This is a genomic window from Paucibacter sp. Y2R2-4 (assembly GCF_025717535.1).
GTDB lineage: Bacteria > Pseudomonadota > Gammaproteobacteria > Burkholderiales > Burkholderiaceae_C > Paucibacter_A.
On sequence record NZ_JAJIRO010000003.1, the window covers coordinates 588,849 to 610,320 of the forward strand.

Here is a 21,472-nt window from a genome sequence, read left to right on the forward strand (position 1 = left end):
GCAGATGTCCGGCCAATTTGAACGTCAAAGCCCTGGCAGCCATTGGGCCAGCCTGGGTGAGAACACCTTTGTCGCCGGCATCTGGCTGCTGTACTGGGTGCATCGCCTGAGTGGCCGCTGGGTGTTTCGATTCTTCATGACTCCGGTGATGCTGCTGCACTGGCTCAGCCGACCGGCACTGCGGCGCGACTCCCTGCAGTATTTGCAGCGTTTGCAGGCTCAGTACGCGGTTTTTCCGACCGAGCCGAATTGGCGGCATGGCCTGCGCCATGTGGGCCTGTTCGCCGACACCATGCTCGACAAACTCTTGGCCATGGCGGGCCGCTACCCGATGGAGCAAGTGCAGGTGCAGGGCGCCGATGCTTTGCGCCAAGCGGCCGCAGCCGGGCAGGGCGGCATCCTCGTGACCGCCCACATCGGTTGCCTGGAGTTGTGCCGTGCCTTGGTCGAGGATGAAAGCGTGTTTCGGCTCAACGTGCTGGTACATACCGCCCACGCCCAGGCCTTCAATCAGGTGCTGAAGCGGCTTCAACCGAACAGCCGAGTGAACCTGATCGAGGTCACCGAAATGGATGCGGCTATGGCTATGGTCTTGAGCGAAAAGGTCGCCGCCGGCGAGTTCATTGCCATCGCCGGAGACCGCATTCCGGTGCTTCAGAGCAAGACGGTGCAGGTCGATTTCTTGGGCCACCCGGCGCACTTTCCGGTCGGTCCTTATGTGCTGGCGAGTTTGCTGAAATGTCCGCTCTATATGCTGTCATGCCTGCATCAAGGCAGCGGCTATCTGGTGCGCTTTGAGCGTTTGGCCGAGCAAGTGACGCTGCCACGTGGCCAGCGCGAGCCAGCGATGCAAGCCTATGCCCAGCAGTTTGTGGCGGCGCTCAGTGCGCAGCTGCGCCAGTCGCCGTACGACTGGTTCAATTTCTTTCCCTTTTGGGACCAAACACCATCATGACAGCCCGAGTCGAATCGACGACCCCTACCGAAGCCGTGCAATTTGACGGTCAGCGCTTGCGCATCGAAGACATCTGCGCCGTCGCGCTTGGCCGCCGGCCGGCCCGCCTGAGCAGTGACCCCGCCTTCCGCGCCCATATCCAGGCCGGCGCTGATTTCGTCGCCCGCTTGTTGGCGGAAGAGGGTGTCATTTACGGCGTCACCACCGGCTATGGCGACTCCTGCACCGTTACCGTGCCGTCCGCCCTGGTGCCCGATCTGCCGCACCATCTCTACACCTACCATGGCTGCGGCATGGGCGCGGTCTTGAGCCCCGAGCAAACCCGCGCCGTCTTGGCCGCGCGGCTGGCCTCCTTGAGCCAGGGCATGTCGGGTGTCAGCGTGGACCTGTTGGCGCAAATCGAGGCCTTGCTCAAGCACGACATCCTGCCGCTGATTCCCTCCGAGGGTTCGGTCGGTGCCAGCGGCGATTTGACGCCGCTGTCCTATCTGGCTGCGGTCTTGTGCGGCGAGCGCGAGGTGCTGTTCAAGGGTGCCCGCATGCCCGCCGAGCAGGCCTTGGCCCTGGTGGGCCTGAAGCCGCTGCGCCTGCGTCCCAAGGAAGGCCTGGCCATCATGAACGGCACGGCGGTGATGACCGGTCTGGCCTGCCTGGCTTGGCAACGTGCCGACTATCTGTGCCGCCTGGCCACGCGTCTGACTGCCATCAATGTGGTCGCCAGCGGCGGCAATGCGCACCACTTCGACGAGGCCTTGTTCGCCGCCAAGCCGCACCCCGGCCAGCAACTCTGCGCCGAGCGCCTGCGCGCCGATCTGGTCAGCGACCGACCCAGCCGCAATGAGCAGCGTCTGCAAGACCGCTACTCGCTGCGCTGCGCCCCGCATGTGATCGGCGTGCTGCAAGACGCCTTGCCCTTCTTGCGCCAGCTGATCGAGAACGAGCTGAACAGCGCCAATGACAACCCGCTGATCGACGCCCGCAATGAGCTGGTGCTGCACGGCGGGCATTTCTATGGCGGCCATATCGCCTTGGCCATGGACACGCTGAAAACTGCGGTGGCCAATGTGGCCGATCTGCTCGATCGCCAACTGGCCCTGCTGGTGGACACCCGCTACAACCATGGCCTGCCCAGCAATCTGTCCGGCGCCACCGGCGAGCGTGCTGCCATCAACCATGGTCTGAAGGCGCTGCAGATCAGCGTCTCGGCCTGGACCGCCGAGGCCTTGAAGGGCACGATGCCGGCCTCGGTCTTCAGCCGCTCGACCGAATGCCACAACCAAGACAAGGTCAGCATGGGCACCATTGCCGCACGCGACTGCCTGCGCGTGCTGGAGCTGAGTGAGCAAGTGCTGGCGGCGATGTTGATCGCGGCCCGCCAGGGCCTGAGCTTGCGCGCCGACTTGCAGCCGCTGACGTTGAGCCCGGCCCTGGCCGCGATGCAGGCGGACCTTGAAGCGCGCATTGCCCTGGTCAAGGAAGACCGCGCCCTCGACGCTGATCTGCATGCGCTGTTAAAGGCGGTGCGCGAGCAAGCTTGGAGTCTGTATGAACAGCAAGCCTGATCTCAGCCACACGATTGAACTGGCGCCGGCCTTTCACGACCTCGATCCGCTCGACATCGTCTGGCACGGCCACTACGTCAAATACCTGGAGCTGGCGCGCTGCGCACTCTTGGCCAAGTTCAATTACGACTACCCGCAGATGCGTGAGTCCGGCTATGCCTGGCCCATCGTCGATATGCGCTTGAAGTATGTGGGCATGGCCAGCTTCAACCAGCGCCTCTTGGTGCGCGCCGAGATCACCGAGTGGGACAACCGCCTGAAGATCGAGTACCTGATCTCCGACGCCTCCAGCGGTCAGGCCATCAACCGGGCCTACACCATCCAGGTGGCATATTCGATCGCCGAGCGCGAGATGCTGTACGTCTGCCCCGCCGTGTTGTGGGAACGCCTCGGGGTGGAACCCACATGAAGCGCCGCCTGTTGCTTTGCGCCGCAGCCTTGAGTCTCCTGGCCTCAGGGCCTGTGTTGGCTGCGCCGCTGAGCGGCCCCGAGTTGGCGGCTGCTGTGCGCGAGCGCCTGCAGCAGCCGGCGGTTTTGCGCGGGGACTTTGAGCAGAGCAAGCAGGTGCAAGGCTTTGCCAAGCCCTTGCTGTCGCGCGGGGACTTCATCGTTGCGCGCGAGCGCGGTGTGCTGTGGCGTACCAAGACGCCGTTTGCCTCCAATCTGCGTCTGACCCGAGATGAGATCGTCGCCACCCAGGGCAATGGCGCGGTCGCCTTTCGGCTCGACGCTGGCAAGGAACCCTCGGTACGCATCATCAATGGCCTGATGTTCTCCTTGTTGAATGGCGATATCGCGGCCTTGTCGGAGTACTTCCGTATCGAAGGCCAGATCGATGGCCGGCGTTGGCAGTTGCAACTGCAACCGCGCCAAGCGGCCTTGAGCAAACTGTTCAAGGCGATCGAGCTGAATGGCGACAGTCATGTCACCAGCATCCGCCTTGATGAAGCCAATGGTGATCTGACCCAGCTGCGCTTCAGCGCCCAGCGCAGTGAGCCGGCGCGCCTGAGTGCCGATGAGGCAGCGCGTTTTGACTGAGACCGCCCCCGATCAGCTGCCTCTGCTCCGCCGCGCCGCCGTCTGGCTGCTGCTGTGTGCGGTGCTGTGCAGTCATGCGCTGTGGCTGCTCTTGGGCGGGCGCTTGCAACTGGACACCGATGTCTTGGCCATGTTGCCGCAGGACGAGCGCCAGCCGGCGGTGCGGCAGGCGACACGTGCCTTGGCCGATGCGGCGGCGCGCCGCGTCGTGGTGCTGGTCGGCGCCGCCGACTGGGATGCCGCGCGTCAAGCCGGCGACGCCTTTGCCGCCTCCTTGCTGGAAGCGCCGGCTGCGCCGATCACGCTGCGTTATCAGGTCGGCGAGGCTTCGGCCGAACAGTGGCTGGGCTTTTTCACGCCCTATCAAGGCCAGTTGCTGACGGCTGAGCAGCGCGCCTTGCTGCAAAGAGAATCTCCAGACACCCTGGCGCAGCGCGCAGTCGAGTCGCTCTACCGGCCCATGGGCATGCCGCGCATTGGCAGCTGGCAGGCCGACCCGCTCAATCTGTTCGGCGCTTGGCTGTCCGAGCGTGCTGGCGACAGCCGCGTGCGCGTCACCGAGGGGCGGCTGTTGCTGGCCGGCCCGCAGCGGCAGTACGCCTTTTTGACGATGGAGTTGCTGGAGTCGGGCTTTTCGATGAGCAGCCAGCAAGCCTTGATTTCGAGCCTGGAGAAGGCCCGTGCTGCGGCCTTGCAATTGCAGCCGCAGGCTGAAGTGCTGATGGTCGGCGTGCCGCTGCATGCGGCCGCCGCCGCGCAACAGGCCGAGCATGAGGTGCACACCATCGGCCTGGGCTCGCTGGTCGGCATCATCGTGCTGACCTTGTTTGCCTTTCAGGCCATTCGCCCGCGCTTGCTGGTCACGCTGTCGATCGGTGTCGGACTGCTTTGCGCCATCTCCGTCACCAGCCTGATTTTTGGGCGCGTGCACATGATCACCCTGGTGTTTGGTGCCAGCTTGGTGGGCGTGGCCGAGAACTACGCCAGCAACTATTACAGCGGCCGCCTGGGTCGACCGTTCGCCGAACGCTTTCAGATGCTGCGCGAGCAAAGCGGCGCCATGGTCTTGGCCATGTGCACCACCGCCATTGGCTATGCCCTGCTGGCCCTGACGCCCTTCCCGGGCCTGCGTCAGATCGCGGTGTTTTCGGTGGTGGGCTTGCTGGCGGCCTTCATCACCACGCTCTGGTGCTTCCCGCTCTTTGATCGCGGTGAGATGGCCTGGAGCCCGTTCTCGCGCTGGATCGGCGCGCAGCGCGCGTCTTGGCCGGTCGTGGGGCGCAACCGCTTTACGCTGGGTTTTGGCCTGGTGCTGCTGCCGGTCTTGCTGTTGGGCCTCTTGCGCCTGCAGGCCAATGACGACATCCGCTTGCTGCAGAACTCACCGAAGGCCTTGCTCGAACAGCAGCGTGCCTTCTCGGCTCTGATGGACTTGCCCAGCCCGGCGCAGTTCTATCTGGTGCGTGGCGCCAGCGAAGAAGAAGTGCTGCAGCGCGAAGAGGCTTTGAAGCAAACCTTGATGGCCGAGCCGGGCTTGGTCAGCGGCACGCAGGCTGTCAGCGATTGGCTGCCATCGCAAGCCCGTCAGGCCGAAGATGCGGCCTTGCTGAAGCGCGTAGTGCAGGGTCAGGTCTTGCCTGCGGCCCTGAAGATCTTGGGTGAAGCGCCCGCGGCCGCGCCGGCGCCGGCCTTCAAGCCGCTCTTGCCGGCCGAGTGGCTGGCGGCGCCGGTGTCCGAGCCGCTGCGCCATCAGTGGTTGGGCCCCTTTGAAGGCGGCTACGCCAGCGTAGTGCTGCTGCGTGGCCTGACGGACTTCAGCAAGCTGCCGCGGCTGGCGGCGCTCGCCGAGGGCCGAGCCGGCGTGCAGTGGGTCGACAAGGTCGGCGAGGTCTCGCAGGTGTTGGCGCGCTACCGTGGCCTGATGGGCGGGGTGATCGCACTCAGCTATGGCCTGGTGTTCGCCGCGCTGACTTGGCGCTTTGGCCGCCGTGCCTGGCGCGCCTTGTTGCCGACGCTGCTGGCCAGCGCCCTGGCCCTGGCTATACCGGCGCTATTCGGCCAACCAATGCAACTCTTCAATGTCTTGGCCCTGTTGCTGATTCTCGGCATGGGCGTGGACTACGGCATCTTTCTGCTCGAGCAGCCTGCGCGGCAGGCCTTGCGGCCTTTTTTATCGGTCACGCTGGCGGCGGCCTCCACGCTTTTAGCATTCGGACTGTTGGCGCTTTCTGGCACGCCCGCGCTGCGTGCCTTTGGCCTGACCATGTTGCTGGGCATCGTGTTGTCATGGGCTTTGACGCCGCTGTTCATGCCTGAGGCCGACGACCTCAATACCATCCCCACCTGAAGTGTTCCATGCTCGATAAGAAGTTTTCTCCTGAAAAACAAAGCGCTTTCGCGGCCCGCTTCGAAGCGCAGAAGATTGCGTTTGGACCGGTGGTGTTCCAGTGCGTGCGCTATGCCTGGAAGCGCGGCATGCTGGAGCGCTTGGCCCAGGCTGGCAGTGTGGGCTTGAGTGTGGAGGCGATGGCGGCCGAAGGGCCCTGGACCTTGTACGCCCTGAAGCTGGTGCTGGAAACCAGTTTGTCGGCCGGCGTGGTGTGCCTGCGGGACGGGCGTTATGTGCTGGACAAGACGGGCTTCATTCTCGTCACCGACCGCATGACGCAGATCAACCTCGATTTTGTGCACGACGTTTGCTACTTAGGCCTGGCCGATCTGGAGGCCGCGATCGATCAGGAGCGCCCGCTGGGCCTGGCGCGTCTGGGCGACTGGCCGACGCTGTATGAGGGCATGTCGCAATTGCCTGAGCCGGCCAAGCAAAGCTGGTTCGAGTTCGATCACCATTACTCGGACACCTCGTTTCCTGATGTGATGCCCGATGTCTTCGCCAGCGCGCCGCGCCGGGTCATGGACATCGGCGCCAACACCGGTAAGTTCAGCCGCGCCGCCCTGGCCTATAAGGCCGAAGTTGAGCTGCATCTGCTGGATCTGCCTCAGCAGCTGGCGGTGGCGGCGCAGACCTTGAGCGAAGCCGGCTGCCGCGAGCGCGCCCATCTGCATGCCGTGGACATGTTGGACACTGAGCAAGCCTTTCCGCCTGGCATGGACCTGATTTGGATGAGCCAGTTCCTGAGTTGCTTTAGCGAGCCTGTGATCGCCAGCATTCTCAGCCGCGCCGCCGCCGCATTGGCCGATGGGGGCCAGGTCTTGATCATGGACACCTTCTGGGATCTGCAGCGCTACGACATCGCCGCCTTTTGCCTGATCAACACCAGCCCTTACTTCACGGCCATGGCCAGCGGCAACAGCAAGATCTATCAAAGCACGGACTACATCCGACTGGCTGAGGCCGCCGGTCTGAAGTTGCTGACGGTGCGTGAAGGCATCGGTTACTGCCACAGCCTCTTGAGGTTCGCCAAGGCATGAGCAAGACCTTGTCTCGGCGGACGGCGCTGGCCTGGGGACCGGCGCTGGCGTTGCTGCTCGCCGCTTGCGCGACGCGGCCGACCGCGCCTTCGCGACTGCCGAAATTGCATCTAGCGCCGGCCGAGTTGGGGCGCAGCCTCAGCCTAGTGCAAAGGCTCAGTGTCTACCGGCTCGATACGCCCGAGGCGGCACCGCAAACGGTGGATGTGCAGTTGGAGGCCGACGCAGGCGGGCTTCGCCTGGCCGGCTTCGCTCTCGGCCAACGCATCTTGATGTTGCAATGGGACGGTCTGCAACTGCGGGTGCAGCGCCATCTGATGCTGCCGGCCGAGGTTGACACCGATCGCATGCTGCGCGACCTTTGCCTGGTGTTCTGGCCGCTTGAGGCCTTGCGAGCCCATCTGCCCACGGGCTGGACCTTGGAGGCTGATGCGGGGCAGCGCCTGCTGCTGCAAGAGGGCCGAACGGTCATCCGCGTCGGCATTGAGACGTTGGGCTCAGACGGTGAAAAAATCGAGCTTCTCAACCTCGTCGAGGGCTACCGGTTGTTGATCGAATCGAAGCCGCAAGCGACATGAATCAGAACAAGCATTTCTACTTGCATCAACTGGGCCTGGTGTGCGCGCTGGGCCGCGGCCAGGCCGAGGTGCGTGCGGCCTTGTTTGGGCCGGCGCCCAGCGGCGTGGCCGAGATGGAGGGCGTCTTACCCGGTCGCCGTTTGCACCTGGGCGCAGTGCGCAGTGAATTGCCGGACGTGGCCGGTTTGCCCGAGCGGCATCGCAGCCGTAACAACGCGCTGCTGCTGGAGGCGCTGGCGCAGATTCGCCCGGCGGTGGACGCTGCGGTGGCTCGTTATGGTGCCGAGCGTGTCGCGGTGATCCTGGGCACCAGCACCTCGGGCATTGGCGAGAGCGAGGCGGCCTTCAAGGCTCGTGCGGCGCAGGGCGAGTTCCCGGCCGGCTTTGACCTGCGCCAGCAGGAGATCGGCTCGCCGGCCTTGATGCTGGCTGAGTATCTGGGTCTGGGCGGGCCGGCTTATGTGATTTCGACCGCCTGTTCCTCCAGCGCCAAGGCCATGGCCAGTGCCGCAAGGCTCTTGGCCTCAGGGGCTTGCGATGCGGTGATCACGGGGGGGGCGGATTCGCTGTGCGCCTTCACGGTGGCGGGCTTTGACGCGCTGGAGTCGGTGGACGCAGGGCGCTGCAATCCCTTCAGCAGCCACCGGCAGGGCATCAATATTGGCGAGGCGGCGGCGCTGTTTTTGATGAGCAGGGATACCGATGCTGAGGCGGCAGCGGACGTGGTGCGTCTGGCCGGCTGGGGCGAGACCTCGGACGCCCATCACATCTCCGCCCCTTTGGCCTCGGGCGAAGGCGCATTGAGCGCCATGCAGCGGGCGCTCGATCGCGCCGGTTTGCAGCCCGCAGACATCGACTATCTCAATCTGCACGGCACCGCCACGCGCCAGAATGACGCGATGGAATCGCGCGCGGTGCATCAGCTCTTGGGTGCCGACTTGCCCTGCAGCTCCACCAAGCCTTTGACCGGCCATACGCTGGGCGCTGCGGGCGCCTTGGAAGCCGCGATCGCGTGGTTGAGCTTGAAGGGCAATCCGCAAGGGCGCTTGCCGCCCCATTGGTGGGACGGCTGCGCCGACCCGGAGCTGCCGGCCTTGAAGCTGGTGCAGCCGGGCCAGTCCCTGGGTCGGCCTTTGCGCGCCGTGCTGAGCAATTCCTTTGCCTTTGGCGGCAGCAATGCGGCCTTGTTGTTGTGTGCGGGGTCGCATGAACACTGAAGTGAAGCAAGCCGACTGGACCATCCACGAGTTGGTGCCTCATGCCGGCCGCATGAGCTTGCTCAGTGAGCTTGTGCAGGTCGAGGCGGAATCGCTGCGTGCCCGCGTGCGCATCAGTGAGCAAGACTTGTTTTATGACGCGGCCTTGGGCGGCGTGGGCGCCTGGGTGGGCATCGAGTACATGGCGCAGGCGGTGGCGGCTTGGGCCGGCTGGCAAGGGCGGCAGTCGCAGCAAGCACCGAAAATCGGGCTCTTGCTGGGCAGCCGCAAATACCGTTGTGAGCGCTCGCTGTTTTTGCCGGGCGAGGCGCTGGAGGTGTGCGCGCGGCGCGAGTTCCAGGCCGACAACGGCCTGGGCCAGTTTGCCTGTGAGATCTGGCTGGAGGGCCAGTTGATCGCGAGCGCCGCCTTGACCGTGTTCGGCCCGCCGAATCCTGAACAATTTTTGCAGGGCGAAGGAGCCCAAGATGAGTGAACGACAAAACGTGGAAAGCAAGGGCTTGACTGTGCTGGTGACCGGCTCGAGCCGCGGCATCGGCCGCGCGATCGCGCTGCGCTTGGCGCGCGAGGGCTATGACCTGGTGATCCATTGCCGCAGCCAGCGTGCCGAGGCCGAGGCGGTGGCCGCTGAGGTGCAAGGCCTGGGGCGCCAAGCGCGGGTGTTGCAGTTTGATGTGGGGCAGCGCGAAGCCGCAGCCGCGGCGCTGTTGGCGGATGTGGACGCGCATGGCTGCTATTACGGCGTGGTCTGCAACGCCGGCATTGCGCGCGACGGTGCTTTCCCGGCGCTCAGTGGCGAGGACTGGGACGCTGTCATCCACACCAATCTGGATGGCTTCTTCAATGTGCTGCAACCCTTGACCATGCCGCTGGTGCGGCGCCGCAAGCCGGGCCGTATCGTCACGCTGGCCTCGGTCTCGGGCCTGATGGGCAACCGGGGCCAGGTCAATTACAGCGCCGCCAAGGCCGGTATCATGGGCGCCACAAAAGCGCTGGCGGTCGAGTTGGCCAGCCGGGAGATTACCGTCAACTGCGTGGCTCCGGGCTTGATAGCGACCGAAATGGTGGATGAGCGTTTGCTGGAAGAAGCCCTCAAGCTGATCCCGGCCAAGCGCATTGGTAAGCCCGAAGAGGTAGCCGCCGTGGTGAGTTTTCTGATGAGTCCGGATGCGGCCTACATCACTCGCCAGGTGATTTCGGTGAATGGGGGAATGATCGGATGAGACGCGTTGTCGTCACGGGCGTGGGCGCCATCAGCCCTTTGGGGCATGACTGGGCCACGGTCGAAGCGCGGCTGCGCGCCGGCCAGAGCGCCGTTCAAGTGGTGCAAGAGTGGGCCGATTACGAGGGCCTGAACACCCAGGTCGGCGCGCCGGCCCTGGCTTTTGAGTTGCCACACGAGCGCTACAACCGCAAGAGCATGCGCAGCATGGGCCGGGTGGCGGTGATGGCCACTCGCGCCAGTGAAATGGCGCTGGAAGACGCTGGCCTGCTCGGCGACCCGCTGGTCAAGAGCGGCCGCATGGGCATCTCCTACGGCTCTAGCTCGGGCACGCCCAAGGCCATCGGCGACTTCGGTCGCATGATGGCGGACAAGAGCACCGAAGGCATCAACGCCACCACTTACATCAAGATGATGGCGCACACGGCGGCCGTCAATATCGGCGTGTTCTTGGGCCTGACCGGCCGCATCATCACCACCACCAGTGCCTGCACCTCCGGCTCGCAAGGCATAGGCTATGCCTACGAGGCCATCAAATCGGGCAAGCAGCTCGCCATGTTGGCCGGTGGCGCCGAGGAACTCGACGCCACCCAGGCGGCGGTGTTCGACACTTTGTTCGCCACCAGCGTCAAGTACAACAGCACGCCCGAGCTGACGCCGCGCCCCTTTGATGTGGCACGCGATGGCTTGGTCTTGGGCGAAGGCGCTTGCACTCTGGTGCTCGAAGAGTACGAGCATGCGCGCGCGCGCGGCGCTCGCATCTATGCCGAGCTGATTGGATTTGGCACCAATAGCGATGGCGCCCATGTGACCCATCCGCAGGCCGAGACCATGGCGCAAGCCATTCATCTGGCGCTGGAAGATTCAGGCCTGCAGCCGGCCGATATTGCCTATGTCAACGCGCATGGCACGGCCACCGACCAAGGTGATGTGGCCGAGTCGCAAGCCACCCATGCCGTCTTTGGTCCTAAGCTGGCGATCTCTTCGCTGAAGAGCTATATGGGCCACACGCTGGGTGCTTGCGGCGCGCTGGAGGCCTGGATCAGCATTGAGATGATGCACCGTGGCTGGTTTGCGCCAACGCTGAACCTGACGAAGGTCGACCCACGCTGCGCCGAACTGGACTACATCACCGGTTCGGGTCGTGAACTGCAGACCGACATCGTGATGAGCAATAACTTCGCATTTGGTGGGATCAATACATCCCTGATCTTCAAGCGCATTTGAGGACCAGCCCCAAGTGCATACCGACTGTTTGGATGGAGAGAGTTCTTGATGAAGACGATTGTTTGCGCCCTGGCCTTGTCTCTTTCTTTGGGGCTTGCGCAAGCCCGCAGCACTGAGGCGCTGATCGAGCCGAGCCGTGTGGTTCTGGTGAGTGGTCCAGACCGCAGCCTGGACCAGCTCAAGCAAGCCATCGTGCGCGGCGGTGCTCGCCACAACTGGACCGTGGCCAAAGATGAATCCGGCAAGCTGACCCTGAAGTACAACAAGCAAAACAAACACGAGGTGGTCGTGGATGTGAGCTACGACCTGAGCGGCTTTCAGATCCGCTACGTCAGCAGCGTCAATATGAAGCACGACAGCGCCACGGGCGAAATCCATCCCTTCTACAACAAGTGGGTGGCCAATCTCAGTCAAGCAATCTCGACCGAGATCAATCAACTGCCACTCAAGTAAACAAACGGCGCGGACAGTCGATGCGTCCAAGGTCGCGCAAGGCCAGAACGCCGGCGGCCCCAACAAACATGTCGAAGGGATAGATGGAGATGAAGACAAAAATTGCCCTCTTGACGGCGACTCTGCTGATGAGCGCATGCGCCATTCGCCAGCAGGTGCGACCGGTGGAACGTTTCGAAGAGAAACAGGTCTGCATCGTTGAAAACACGGCGGTGAAGAACGGTTTCTTGGAGGTCTATCGCCGCACGCTGACGCAAAAGGGTTACGAGGTCCGCGTGATGCCCGCCTCGGCGGCATTGACCGAGTGCCCGATCATGTCGACCTACACCGCCAACTGGCGCTGGGATTTGGCGACCTATATGGCCTTCGCTGAAATCAAGGTCTACAAGAATGCCAAGCCGAGTGGCGAGGCCGTGTACGACTCCACCCACGGCAGCGGCAATATGAACAAGTTCATTTCGGCCGAAACCAAGATCACGGAACTGGTCAATCAGCTCTTCCCTGGTGGCAGTGGGCGCTGAATCCAAACGATGATCCTAGACTGAGTCATTCTTTTTACTGAGGGAGTTGAAGCATGAAGAAACAATCGATCACGCGCCTGATGCTGGCTTCTGGCTTGATGAGCCTGGCCTTGATGCAGGGCTGCGCCACCAAGGTGAAGGCCACCTCTTTGCAGAACCCGCCGCCAGTGGAGGCTTTCCAAGCCTTCGGTCGCATCGAAGTGAAGCCTGCGGTGTTCAAGGAGGGCTTCAAGGGCGACGCCGCTGGCCTGGCCAAGATTCAGGAAAACCTGAAGAAGGACTTGACGCCTTCGCTGGAGAAGTGGAATGCCCGCAATGCCAATGGCCGCAGCTTGGTGATTGAACCTGTCGTGGAGCAAATGGAGTTCCAGCATGGCGCCAAGCGCGTCTTGCTGGGCCCCTTGGCTGGTAGCTCGGGTGTGCTCGTGCGTTTGAATGTGCGCGACAACACCGGCAAGGTGATTGCCTCTCCTGAGTTCTTCCAGCGCGCCGATGCCTGGGCAGCTGGCTTTGTGGTGGGCGTGCATGACAACCTGATGTTGACCCGCGTGGCCAACTTGACCAGCGACTACATCATTGCCAACTACGCCAAGGCTCAAGGCGGCCCCACGGGTGCAGACAGCAAGGCCATTGCGCCGAACTGAGGCCCTTGGCCTTGAAGGCTGAAGCGCTGGCTGCTGAGGTCAGCGCTTCTTTTTTTGGGGGAGCGCTGCACAGTGGCTGATGGACGAGGAGAGCGGCCGTGAGCTTGGCCATCGAGCTGCGTTGCTTGGACGAAGCCGCCTGCTTGGCGCATCTACCTGATACCCAGGCGCAGCTGAGCCCGAGTGAGCTGCGGCGGCTGCAGCAGTTCTCACATCCGCATCGTCGCTTGCTGTTTCTGGCCGGTCGCGATCTGGCGCGTCAAGTCTTGCTGCGCAGACTCGGGCTGAGCCAGCCGACTCTGGCCATCGATGCGCAAGGACGCAGCGCCATCGAAGGACGTCGCGATCTCTACCTTTCTATCGCGCACAGCGGCTCATGGGTTGCCTGTGTGGTGGGGCATGCGCCGATTGGGCTGGACATTGAAAACACCGGCCGCCAACGCGACTTTCTGGCGCTGGCGCGCAGCGTTCACAGCCCGACCCAATGCCGGGCGATTGAAGGTGCCAGCAGCGTGCCCGAGCAGGCTGAACTGTTCTACCGGTACTGGACCTTGAAGGAGGCGCACTTCAAGCGCCAGGGGCTGGGTCTGGATCTGGCACTGATGCCGCAACTGGAGTACTTGCCTAGTCCCAACCCCAGCCCCAGTAATACAGCCACAGCCACGGCCGCCAGCTGCTTTTTGCCCCAACTCGAGCTGATGCTGGCGCTGGACGGCTCGGCCTGCGCAGGCGCAGCCCTCGCTGCGGCTTTGGTGCTGCCTGAGGGCGATAGGCCAGTCTGGCAGACCTACGAGGCTTCTGTCGCAAAAGGCCGCCGGTAAAATGCTGCTGCCTGCCTTAGCGGCGCGCCTTCGTTTTGCCCCTTCCCAGCCCTTATTTCTACCGGTCCCGCCTGTGTCCAAGCCCATCACTCTCTCCCGTTACCAAGGCATGGATGCCATCGAACTGGCCTCGCCCGATGGTGCTCGCGCGACCGTTTTGCTGCATGGAGGCCATCTGGTCTCATGGCAGCCGGCCGGTGGCGAGGAGCAGCTGTATCTGTCACCGAAGTCCGAGTTCGCCTCGGGCCAGGCGATTCGCGGTGGCGTGCCGGTGATCTTTCCGCAGTTTGGCGCGCGCGGCCCTTTGCAGCGCCATGGATTTGCGCGCAGCAAGCCTTGGTCTTTGGTGATGGCCGAGCAGGGCAAGGACGACGCCTTGGCGGTGCTGCGCCTCAGCGACGACGCGGCCACCCGCATGTTTTGGCCGCATGCATTTGAGCTGGAGCTGAGCGTGCGCATCAGCGGCCGTGAGTTGCAGATTGAATTGGCCTGCGAGAACAAGGGCGAGTCGACGTTTGACTTCACCGCTGCGTTGCACAGTTATCTGCGCCTGGACGACCTCGACTCCACCAGCGTTCAAGGTCTGACGGCCTTGCGTTATTGGGATGCGGTGGATGAGATGGAGAAGGTGCAGCGGGTCGATCTGCTGCTGCCCGGTGGCGATCTGGACCGCATCTACCATCGGGTTCGCGAAGAGCTGACCCTGCGTGAGCGCCTGGCCAGCAGCGAGCGCCGCTTGCAGATCCGCCAACAAGGCTTTGACGATGCGGTGGTCTGGAACCCAGGTGCAGAGAAATGTGCGGCCTTGGCCGATATGCCGGCGGACAGCTACAAGCAGATGCTTTGCCTTGAAGCGGCTCAGATCGAAAAGCCGGTCAGCCTGGCGGCAGGCGAAGGCTGGGTCGGCATGCAAACCTTCAATTTGCTCTGAGGGATGGCGCCAACTGGCGCCCATGTGTGTCCATGTGCGCCGAGGCTGGCATAAGCTATTGGCTCCACGCATCTGAAGGGAGCCCAAGCATGGCGAGCAAGAGCGATAGCAGCAAGGCCAAGACAAAGCCCAGCTTGAAGGCCAAGGGCGAGGCATCACCCGAGAAGCTGAGCAAGAGTGACTATCTCGCTCAACTCGTGTCGCTGCAACTGGAGCTCAATGCCATGGCGCGTTGGCTGCAGCACCAAGGCCAGCGCTTGGTGGTCGTGGTGGAAGGGCGAGACACGGCGGGCAAGGGGGGCGTGATCTCGGCCATCGCCGAAACACTGAACCCGCGCCAGTGCCATGTGGTGGCCCTGGGCAAGCCCAGCGACCGTGAGCGCGGTGAGTGGTATTTCCAGCGCTATGTGCCGCATCTACCGGCGGCTGGTGAGATCGCGTTGTTCGATCGCAGTTGGTACAACCGCGCCGGCGTTGAGACGGTGATGGGTTTCTGCACGCCGGAGCAAACCCAGGCTTTTCTGAAGCAAGCGCCGGTGTTTGAAAAGCTGCTGGTCGATGACGGCGTTTTGCTGTTCAAGTACTGGCTGACGGTCGACCAAGCCCAGCAAGAGACTCGCTTTGCCGAGCGCCTGGCGGACCCGCTGAAGCGATGGAAGCTGTCTCCCATCGACCTGGAAGCGCGCCGCTTGTACAAAGAGTACGGCGAGGCCCGTGATCAGATGCTGGCCGCCACGCACTCGCGCCACGCGCCTTGGACCCTGGTGGACTTCAACGACCAGCGGCGTGGCCGTCTGGCTCTGATTCGCAACTTGCTGGCGCGCTTGCCCGATGTGGCGGTACCGCCGTCCAAGCTGCGCTTTCCGCCGCTGGGACACAAGCCTTTGGTCGAGACCTTTGGTGCCAAGCTCAGGCCCATCAAGCTGGGCTGAGCGGGCCACCGCGGGTCGCGGCTCGAGTTAAAGCAGCACGACCGCGTCCGACAACTCGTTCGGATTGCTCTGACCCGGTGCCAGGGGGAACTTGCTCTGCAGCAAGGCATCCACCCCGTCCACCGCCGCCTGCAGGCCGGCCTCGAAACGGCCGACGCGCAGATGCTCGCGCAAGGTGTCGACGATGGCGCTCCATTGCTCGGGCGTGACCTGGGCATTCAGCCCCCGGTCGGCCACGATCTCGATGGCGTGGTCAGCCAGCAAGAGGTAGATCAGCACGCCGTTGTTCGCCTCGGTGTCCCAGATGCGCAGCTTGCCGAACAGGGTGACGGCGCGCTGCCGCGCACTCAGGCGCTTGCTCAGATAAGACAGTGGCAAGCCTGCTTCCACGCAAACGCAGATCTCGCCGCTGTGGCGGTTCTCGCTGGCGCGGATGCGTGCTTCCAGGCCGCCGATGGCGGCCTGGGGCAGGGCGCGTGCGACCGTGCCGCTGTCGGTCCAGCGGTGCTTGAACAAGCGCGCGAGCATAGATTTCTTGTGGCTTTGCTGAGGCATCGTGTTCACCAATCTCCGGAGGCACCGCCGCCGCCAAAATCACCGCCGCCGCCCGAGGAGAAGCCTCCGCCGCCTCCGCCACCGCCGAATCCACCGCCACCGCCGCCACCGCCCCAAATGATGGGACCGCTATTGCCGCCCCCCAGGCCGCCACGGCGCCCGATGCTGCGGCCTGCGCCCACGCCCATCACCCCGACCAAAATCATCGAGGCCACGGCCGCCAGCCCGGCAATCAGCAGGCTGGACGCAAACATCCAGCCGATGGCGCCGGCCGCGCCGCCGGTCAAGAGGCTGCCCAGCTTGCGGCCGAAGATGCCGATCAGAATACCGCCCAGCACCGGCACGCCGATGAAGAACAGCGCCCCCAGCTCTTCAAAGCTGAAGCCGTCTTGGGGCTGACTGCTCTTTTTGCTTGGCTTGGGGGCAGGCAAGGCTTCGCCTCTAATGAGAGCCGACAACTGGTCCACCGCCTGATTCAAACCCCCGGCGTAGTCGCCCGCCTTGAAGGCCGGGGTGATGGCGCGCTGGATGATCTGACGCGCCGCCAGGTCGGGCACGGCGCCTTCCAGCGTCTTGGCGACTTCGATACGAACCTTGCGGTCATTCTTGGCCACCACGATCAAGAGCCCGTCGCCGACATCGCGACGACCGATCTTCCAGGCGTCGCCAATGCGCTGCGCATAACTGGCAATATCCTCGGGCGCCACAGTGGGCACCAAAAGAATCACCAGCTGCGAGCCGGCGCTCTGCTCGAAAGCGGCCAGCTTGGCTTCCAGCGCGCTTTGTTGGGCGCTGCTCAAGGTGGCGGTCTGGTCGATGACGCGTGCGCTCAAGGCCGGCACGGGCAAGACATCTTGGGCGCGCGCCGTCAGGCCCAGGAGCGCGAGCCCCAGGGCCATCAGCCACAGACACCAACCCTGACCCAGGCGCGGGAACCCACGTTCACGCATGGCGGGCCCGCCTTACTTGGAGGCCGGCTTGTCGAAGCTCACCGTCGGCGCGACCTTGATCGCGGCCTCGTTTTCCACCGTGAAGTTGGGCTTGACCTTGTAGCCAAAGATCATGGCGGTCAGATTAGTGGGGAACTGGCGGGTGTGAACGTTGTACTCGGTCACCGTCTTGATGTAACGATTGCGTGCCACAGTGATGCGGTTCTCAGTGCCTTCCAGTTGCACGCGCAGGTCTTGGAAGCCCTGGTTGGCCTTCAAGTTAGGGTAGTTCTCGGTCACCATCATCAAGCGGCTCAGCGTGCTGGAAACCTCGCCCTGGGCAGCCTGGAACTTCTTCATCGCCTCGGGGTCATTGGCCAGCTCGGGCGTGACCTGGATGCTGGTGGCCTTGGCGCGAGCCTCGATCACCTTGGTCAGGGTTTCTTGCTCGAAATTGGCTTCACCCTTGACGGTGCTGACGATATTGGGGATCAGGTCCGAGCGGCGCTGGTACTGGTTCAAGACCTCGGCCCAGCCGGCGTTCACTTGTTCGTCGAGCGTCTGGAATTGGTTGTAGCCGCAGCCGGAAAGCGTTAGCGTGGCCGTCAAAACAGTGGCTGCCAGGGCGCCGCGCTTCAGAATCGATGACATGTGAAAACCTCCTGAGAGTGTTGGGAGCAGCCGGAATATGAGGTCAGGCTGATCGGAATCAAGTCCGCGCGGAGTATCGCAGCGCCGCTCGCGGCCTGTCATGCTCTTTCGGCGTCGATAATCACGTCCATGAACGCCCCACTCCAAAACGACACCTTTCTGCGCGCCTGCCTGCGCCAGCCGACCGACTACACCCCCGTCTGGCTGATGCGCCAAGCCGGCCGCTACTTGCCCGAGTACCGCGACACCCGCGCCAAGGCCGGCAGCTTCATGGGCCTGGCCACCAACCGCGACTACGCCACCGAGGTGACGCTGCAGCCGCTGGAGCGCTACAAGCTCGACGCCGCTATTTTGTTCAGCGACATCCTGACCGTGCCCGACGCCATGGGCTTGGGCCTGTCCTTCCAAATCGGCGAAGGTCCGAAGTTCGCCAAAGTCGTGCGCGATGAAGCCGCGGTGAATGAACTGGCCGTGCCCGACATGGACAAGCTGCGTTATGTCTTCGACGCCGTCAGCTCCATCCGCAAGGCCTTGAACGGCCGCGTGCCGCTGATCGGCTTCTCGGGCAGCCCTTGGACCCTGGCCTGCTATATGGTCGAGGGCGGCGGCTCGGACGACTACCGCCAGGTCAAGAGCCTGATGTATGCGCGCCCCGATCTGATGCATCGCATCTTGCAAATCAATGCAGATTCAGTGGCTCAGTATTTGAACGCTCAAATTGAAGCCGGTGCCCAGGCCGTGATGCTGTTCGACAGCTGGGGCGGCGTGCTGGCCGACGGCATGTTCCAACGCTTCAGCCTCGACTACTCGCGCCGCGTCTTGGCGCAGGTCAAGACCGAACATGAAGGCCAGCGCATCCCGCGCATCTTGTTCACCAAGGGCGGAGCGCTCTGGCTGGATGAGATTGCCGACGCCGGTGCCGATGTGGTGGGCCTGGACTGGACGGCTAATTTGGGTCGCGCCCGCGCCCAGGTCGGCAGCCGCGTAGCCCTGCAAGGCAATCTGGACCCGAATGTGCTGTTCGCGCCGCCGGACGCCATCCGCGAGCAGGTGCGCTCTGTGCTGGACAGCTTTGGCAACCCTCAGCGCGCCGACGGCGGCTGGGACGGCCATGTGTTCAATTTGGGACATGGCATCAGCCAGTTCACCCCGCCCGAGCATGTGACGGCCTTGGTGGACGAAGTGCACGCCCATTCGCGGCGTCTGCGCACCGGGCGTTGAAGTCAAGCGCTGGGCCGGGGTGCCTAGAAAATAGCCGGTAAAACGTGAAGTAAGCACTTAGGGTAGAGACTTATCCCCAGAAACTTGGCAGCGAGAATGGGGCTATTTACATGTTGCGCCGCATGTTCGCGTTTTCCCGATTGCAGGCTAAGTGCTTGATTTATATGAAGGCGTCGGCCGTGCTCAGCAAATCGTCGTGGATGGGCCTCTTGGGCGACAGCAGCTCGCCAGCCACACTCTTAGAACTTTCCCCACAAAGTTATCCACAGAATTTGTGAGCAAGTTTGAGAGTCCTTTCAAATCATGCACTTAAGCGCCAAAGCTCATTTGATACCTGATCTGAACAACCGGTGGCAGGCATGAGTGAGCCCTTGGCGCCTAGCGCTTCGCTGCGAATTCGCGTGGCTGTGGATGCTCCGCAGCACAGCGGCATCAGCGGGCCTTTGGATTATTTGAGCGAGCAGGCGCTGCCGCCCGGCAGCTTGGTGCGGGTGCCGCTGGGCCGGCGGGAGCTGATGGGCATCGTCTGGCCGGGTGAGTCGGATCAAGACACCGAGGCCGCCGCCTTGCGCCCCATTTTGGGCAGCCTGGACGGTATTCCGCCCCTGAGCCCGGCCTGGAGCAGCTTGCTCGAATTCGCGGCCAGCTATTACCAGCGCAGCATTGGCGAGCTGGCGCTGTCGGTCTTGCCGCCGCAGCTGCGCGAGCTGGATGCTGCGCAACTGAAGATGCGGCTCAAGAAGCTGGACAAATGGGCGGCCGAGCAAGCCAAGGCCGCCGCCGATGCGAACAGCGCGCCCGTCAAACCCGAACTCAGCCCAGCGCAGGCGGAGGTCTTGGGGCAGTTGGATGCCTTGCTGGGCCGCGCCGAGGCGCCGCCGCCATTGCTTTTGTACGGCGTGACCGGCAGCGGCAAGACCGAGGTCTATTTGCGCGCCGCCGAGCATGCGCTGAGCCAGGGTAAGCAGGTCTTGGTGCTGGTGCCCGAAATCAATCTGACCCCGCAGCTCGAAGCCCGCTTTGTCGAGCGTTTTGTCGGCCGCGCCATCGTCTCGCTGCATAGCGGCCTGACCCCGGCGCAGCGCCTGCGTCATTGGTTGGCGGCCCATGCGGGCCAAGCGGAGCTGGTGTTGGGCACGCGGCTGGCGGTGTTTGCCTCGATGCCGCGCCTGGGCCTGATCGTGGTCGACGAGGAACATGACCCGTCCTACAAGCAGCAAGATGGCGCGCGCTACTCGGCCCGCGATCTGGCGGTCTACCGGGCGCATCAGCTGAAAATCCCCGTTATTCTTGGCTCGGCCACGCCATCCTTGGAAAGCTGGCAAAGAGCACAGCCTGTTAGCCCCCCGGCTGCGGGTACACAGCCGGCCCCCCGAGGGGGCCAAGGTGTTCTTGGGAGCGGCCCGGTGAACACCTTGCGAGGCCGCTACAAGCTGTTGAGATTGCCCGAGCGCATCGGCGGTGGCGCCATGCCGCGCGTGCGCTTGTTCGATATGAAGACCTTGCCGCTCACCAAGGGCGTGACCACGGCCCTGACCATGCCGCTGCTGGAGGCGCTGCGCAAGCGCCTGGAGCGTGGCGAGCAAAGCCTGATCTTCTTGAACCGGCGCGGCTATGCGCCGGTCTTGCACTGCGCCGAATGCAATTGGAAAAGCGATTGCCCGCATTGCAGTGCTTGGCGTGTTTTCCACAAGGGTGACCGCACCTTGCGCTGCCACCACTGCGGCTTCACCCAGCGCGTGCCCAGTGAATGCCCGACCTGCGGCAACCAAGACATCGCACCCTTGGGCCGCGGCACCGAGCGACTGGAAGAACAGTTGCAAGAACAACTGCCCGGCGCGCGCGTGCTGCGCATCGATGCCGACTCCACCAAGCTCAAGGGCGAGCTGGAGGCGCAGTTGCAAGCGGTGCACAGCGGCGAGGTGGACATAGTCGTCGGCACGCAGATGATCACCAAGGGCCACGACTTCCGCCGCATCACCCTGGTGGCGGCCGTCAACCCGGACGGCGCCTTGTTCAGCAGCGACTTCCGTGCGCCCGAGCGCCTCTTTGCTCTTTTGATGCAAGCCGGCGGCCGCGCCGGTCGCGACGCCGAGCAGGCCGCCCGCAGCGAGATGTGGGTGCAGACCTGGCACCCCGAACATGCGCTCTACAAGGCGCTGGCCCTGCATGACTTTGAGGCTTTTGCCAAAAGCCAGTTGGCCGAGCGCGAGTCGGCCGGCCTGCCGCCGTTTGCGCATCTGGCCTTGCTGCGCGCGGAAGGCCGCACGGCGGAGGCGGCGAAGGGCTTTCTGGAAGCAGCCTCACGCTGGGCGCGCAGCCTGCCCGAGGCCGACCAGGTGCTGGTCTACCCCAGCATTCCCATGAGCGTGGCCCGGGTGGCTAACGTCGAACGCATGCAGATGTTGGTCGAAGCCAGCAGCCGCGGCGCCCTGCAACGTCTCTTATGGCACTGGTTGCCCGAGTTGCATGCGCTGAAGCGCGAGCACAAGGGCTTGCTGCGCTGGGCGGTGGATGTGGACCCGCTGGCAATATAGGGGCGCATAGCGAACCAAGCCAGGCCTGAGCTGGGTCATACTGGGGCCG

The 21,472-nt window shown here is 63.7% G+C and carries 22 protein-coding genes; 19 read left to right on the top strand and 3 right to left on the bottom strand.

Annotated elements, in window-relative coordinates; genetic code table 11:
• The first annotated feature begins 4 nt into the window (after nt 1-4).
• The 17 genes from LNV06_RS13975 (at nt 5) to ppk2 (ending at nt 15,530) form a co-directional block, all read left to right on the top strand.
• Nucleotides 5-955, top strand: coding sequence for a lysophospholipid acyltransferase family protein (locus tag LNV06_RS13975; RefSeq protein ID WP_263538899.1), 951 nt, complete (start codon nt 5-7; stop codon nt 953-955).
• Entirely contained in the window at nt 952-2,517 is a 1,566-nt protein-coding gene (locus LNV06_RS13980; RefSeq protein ID WP_263538900.1) for an HAL/PAL/TAL family ammonia-lyase, read from the top strand. Before LNV06_RS13975 ends, LNV06_RS13980 begins: the two co-directional genes overlap by 4 nt.
• Nucleotides 2,501-2,926, top strand: a complete 426-nt coding sequence (locus LNV06_RS13985) for an acyl-CoA thioesterase (RefSeq protein WP_263538901.1) — start codon at nt 2,501-2,503, stop codon at nt 2,924-2,926. Before LNV06_RS13980 ends, LNV06_RS13985 begins: the two co-directional genes overlap by 17 nt.
• Nucleotides 2,923-3,555, top strand: a complete 633-nt coding sequence (locus LNV06_RS13990; protein WP_263538902.1) for an outer membrane lipoprotein carrier protein LolA — start codon at nt 2,923-2,925, stop codon at nt 3,553-3,555. Before LNV06_RS13985 ends, LNV06_RS13990 begins: the two co-directional genes overlap by 4 nt.
• Nucleotides 3,548-5,902 (top strand): MMPL family transporter, encoded by a 2,355-nt coding sequence (locus tag LNV06_RS13995; RefSeq protein WP_263538903.1) that lies wholly within the window; start codon nt 3,548-3,550, stop codon nt 5,900-5,902. Before LNV06_RS13990 ends, LNV06_RS13995 begins: the two co-directional genes overlap by 8 nt.
• Before the next feature lie 8 nt (nt 5,903-5,910).
• Nucleotides 5,911-6,984 (top strand): class I SAM-dependent methyltransferase, encoded by a 1,074-nt coding sequence (locus tag LNV06_RS14000; protein ID WP_263538904.1) that lies wholly within the window; start codon nt 5,911-5,913, stop codon nt 6,982-6,984.
• The gene (locus LNV06_RS14005; RefSeq protein WP_263538905.1) at nt 6,981-7,562 is read left to right on the top strand and encodes a DUF3261 domain-containing protein; all 582 of its coding nucleotides are present in this window, start codon (nt 6,981-6,983) and stop codon (nt 7,560-7,562) included. The genes LNV06_RS14000 and LNV06_RS14005 overlap by 4 nt, the downstream gene beginning before the upstream one ends.
• Nucleotides 7,559-8,779: a beta-ketoacyl-ACP synthase gene (locus LNV06_RS14010; RefSeq protein WP_263538906.1), complete on the top strand. Its 1,221-nt coding sequence runs from the start codon at nt 7,559-7,561 to the stop codon at nt 8,777-8,779. The genes LNV06_RS14005 and LNV06_RS14010 overlap by 4 nt, the downstream gene beginning before the upstream one ends.
• Nucleotides 8,769-9,254 carry a hotdog family protein gene (locus tag LNV06_RS14015; RefSeq protein ID WP_263538907.1) on the top strand — a complete coding sequence of 162 codons (486 nt, stop codon included), beginning with the start codon at nt 8,769-8,771 and terminating at the stop codon, nt 9,252-9,254. Before LNV06_RS14010 ends, LNV06_RS14015 begins: the two co-directional genes overlap by 11 nt.
• Nucleotides 9,247-10,002: a 3-ketoacyl-ACP reductase FabG2 gene (locus LNV06_RS14020; protein ID WP_263538908.1), complete on the top strand. Its 756-nt coding sequence runs from the start codon at nt 9,247-9,249 to the stop codon at nt 10,000-10,002. Before LNV06_RS14015 ends, LNV06_RS14020 begins: the two co-directional genes overlap by 8 nt.
• Complete coding sequence (locus tag LNV06_RS14025; RefSeq protein ID WP_263538909.1) at nt 9,999-11,228, top strand: beta-ketoacyl-ACP synthase; 1,230 nt, start codon at nt 9,999-10,001, stop codon at nt 11,226-11,228. Before LNV06_RS14020 ends, LNV06_RS14025 begins: the two co-directional genes overlap by 4 nt.
• A 48-nt stretch (nt 11,229-11,276) precedes the next feature.
• Nucleotides 11,277-11,681, top strand: coding sequence for a hypothetical protein (locus tag LNV06_RS14030; protein WP_263538910.1), 405 nt, complete (start codon nt 11,277-11,279; stop codon nt 11,679-11,681).
• An 89-nt stretch (nt 11,682-11,770) separates the two neighbouring features.
• Complete coding sequence (locus LNV06_RS14035; protein WP_263538911.1) at nt 11,771-12,202, top strand: Sbal_3080 family lipoprotein; 432 nt, start codon at nt 11,771-11,773, stop codon at nt 12,200-12,202.
• Nucleotides 12,203-12,255: 53 nt separating this feature from the next.
• On the top strand, nt 12,256-12,846 hold the full coding sequence (locus LNV06_RS14040) for a hypothetical protein (RefSeq protein ID WP_263538912.1): 591 nt from the start codon (nt 12,256-12,258) through the stop codon (nt 12,844-12,846).
• A gap of 98 nt (nt 12,847-12,944) precedes the next feature.
• Complete coding sequence (locus tag LNV06_RS14045; protein WP_263538913.1) at nt 12,945-13,667, top strand: 4'-phosphopantetheinyl transferase family protein; 723 nt, start codon at nt 12,945-12,947, stop codon at nt 13,665-13,667.
• 109 nt (nt 13,668-13,776) lie between these two features.
• Nucleotides 13,777-14,598, top strand: coding sequence for a D-hexose-6-phosphate mutarotase (locus LNV06_RS14050; RefSeq protein ID WP_263538914.1), 822 nt, complete (start codon nt 13,777-13,779; stop codon nt 14,596-14,598).
• An 89-nt stretch (nt 14,599-14,687) separates the two neighbouring features.
• A complete protein-coding gene (gene ppk2 / locus LNV06_RS14055) occupies nt 14,688-15,530 on the top strand; it encodes a polyphosphate kinase 2 (protein WP_263538915.1) in 843 nt (280 codons plus the stop codon).
• A 27-nt stretch (nt 15,531-15,557) separates the two neighbouring features.
• Here ppk2 and LNV06_RS14060 read toward each other — a convergent pair whose 3' ends face one another.
• From LNV06_RS14060 to LNV06_RS14070, 3 genes are read right to left on the bottom strand one after another with little or no spacing between them, the layout of a single operon-like run.
• Nucleotides 15,558-16,058: a TPM domain-containing protein gene (locus LNV06_RS14060; RefSeq protein ID WP_263538916.1), complete on the bottom strand. Its 501-nt coding sequence runs from the start codon at nt 16,056-16,058 to the stop codon at nt 15,558-15,560.
• A 32-nt stretch (nt 16,059-16,090) separates the two neighbouring features.
• Complete coding sequence (locus tag LNV06_RS14065) at nt 16,091-17,035, bottom strand: TPM domain-containing protein (protein WP_263538917.1); 945 nt, start codon at nt 17,033-17,035, stop codon at nt 16,091-16,093.
• Nucleotides 17,036-17,047: 12 nt separating this feature from the next.
• Nucleotides 17,048-17,665, bottom strand: coding sequence for a LemA family protein (locus LNV06_RS14070; RefSeq protein WP_263538918.1), 618 nt, complete (start codon nt 17,663-17,665; stop codon nt 17,048-17,050).
• A gap of 129 nt (nt 17,666-17,794) precedes the next feature.
• On the opposite strand from LNV06_RS14070, the gene hemE reads away from it, so the two are divergent.
• Both hemE and priA read left to right on the top strand, forming a co-directional pair.
• Nucleotides 17,795-18,886: a uroporphyrinogen decarboxylase gene (gene hemE / locus LNV06_RS14075; RefSeq protein ID WP_263538919.1), complete on the top strand. Its 1,092-nt coding sequence runs from the start codon at nt 17,795-17,797 to the stop codon at nt 18,884-18,886.
• Nucleotides 18,887-19,245: 359 nt separating this feature from the next.
• Nucleotides 19,246-21,423 carry a replication restart helicase PriA gene (gene priA, locus LNV06_RS14080; protein ID WP_263538920.1) on the top strand — a complete coding sequence of 726 codons (2,178 nt, stop codon included), beginning with the start codon at nt 19,246-19,248 and terminating at the stop codon, nt 21,421-21,423.
• Nucleotides 21,424-21,472: the final 49 nt, after the last annotated feature.

What these genes read in the sequence shown, in the direction of transcription:
- LNV06_RS14065 (WP_263538917.1), bottom strand. Translation starts at nt 17,035, where the DNA reads ATGCGTGAACGTGGGTTCCCGCGCCTGGGTCAGGGTTGGTGTCTGTGG.
- LNV06_RS14035 (WP_263538911.1), top strand. Translation starts at nt 11,771, where the DNA reads ATGAAGACAAAAATTGCCCTCTTGACGGCGACTCTGCTGATGAGCGCA.
- LNV06_RS14025 (WP_263538909.1), top strand. Translation starts at nt 9,999, where the DNA reads ATGAGACGCGTTGTCGTCACGGGCGTGGGCGCCATCAGCCCTTTGGGG.
- LNV06_RS14005 (WP_263538905.1), top strand. Translation starts at nt 6,981, where the DNA reads ATGAGCAAGACCTTGTCTCGGCGGACGGCGCTGGCCTGGGGACCGGCG.
- LNV06_RS14015 (WP_263538907.1), top strand. Translation starts at nt 8,769, where the DNA reads ATGAACACTGAAGTGAAGCAAGCCGACTGGACCATCCACGAGTTGGTG.
- LNV06_RS13990 (WP_263538902.1), top strand. Translation starts at nt 2,923, where the DNA reads ATGAAGCGCCGCCTGTTGCTTTGCGCCGCAGCCTTGAGTCTCCTGGCC.
- hemE (WP_263538919.1), top strand. Translation starts at nt 17,795, where the DNA reads ATGAACGCCCCACTCCAAAACGACACCTTTCTGCGCGCCTGCCTGCGC.
- LNV06_RS14050 (WP_263538914.1), top strand. Translation starts at nt 13,777, where the DNA reads ATGGATGCCATCGAACTGGCCTCGCCCGATGGTGCTCGCGCGACCGTT.
- LNV06_RS14040 (WP_263538912.1), top strand. Translation starts at nt 12,256, where the DNA reads ATGAAGAAACAATCGATCACGCGCCTGATGCTGGCTTCTGGCTTGATG.
- LNV06_RS13975 (WP_263538899.1), top strand. Translation starts at nt 5, where the DNA reads ATGTCCGGCCAATTTGAACGTCAAAGCCCTGGCAGCCATTGGGCCAGC.
- LNV06_RS14010 (WP_263538906.1), top strand. Translation starts at nt 7,559, where the DNA reads ATGAATCAGAACAAGCATTTCTACTTGCATCAACTGGGCCTGGTGTGC.
- LNV06_RS13985 (WP_263538901.1), top strand. Translation starts at nt 2,501, where the DNA reads ATGAACAGCAAGCCTGATCTCAGCCACACGATTGAACTGGCGCCGGCC.
- priA (WP_263538920.1), top strand. Translation starts at nt 19,246, where the DNA reads ATGAGTGAGCCCTTGGCGCCTAGCGCTTCGCTGCGAATTCGCGTGGCT.
- LNV06_RS14060 (WP_263538916.1), bottom strand. Translation starts at nt 16,058, where the DNA reads ATGCTCGCGCGCTTGTTCAAGCACCGCTGGACCGACAGCGGCACGGTC.
- LNV06_RS13980 (WP_263538900.1), top strand. Translation starts at nt 952, where the DNA reads ATGACAGCCCGAGTCGAATCGACGACCCCTACCGAAGCCGTGCAATTT.
- LNV06_RS14070 (WP_263538918.1), bottom strand. Translation starts at nt 17,665, where the DNA reads ATGTCATCGATTCTGAAGCGCGGCGCCCTGGCAGCCACTGTTTTGACG.
- LNV06_RS14020 (WP_263538908.1), top strand. Translation starts at nt 9,247, where the DNA reads ATGAGTGAACGACAAAACGTGGAAAGCAAGGGCTTGACTGTGCTGGTG.
- ppk2 (WP_263538915.1), top strand. Translation starts at nt 14,688, where the DNA reads ATGGCGAGCAAGAGCGATAGCAGCAAGGCCAAGACAAAGCCCAGCTTG.
- LNV06_RS14000 (WP_263538904.1), top strand. Translation starts at nt 5,911, where the DNA reads ATGCTCGATAAGAAGTTTTCTCCTGAAAAACAAAGCGCTTTCGCGGCC.
- LNV06_RS14030 (WP_263538910.1), top strand. Translation starts at nt 11,277, where the DNA reads ATGAAGACGATTGTTTGCGCCCTGGCCTTGTCTCTTTCTTTGGGGCTT.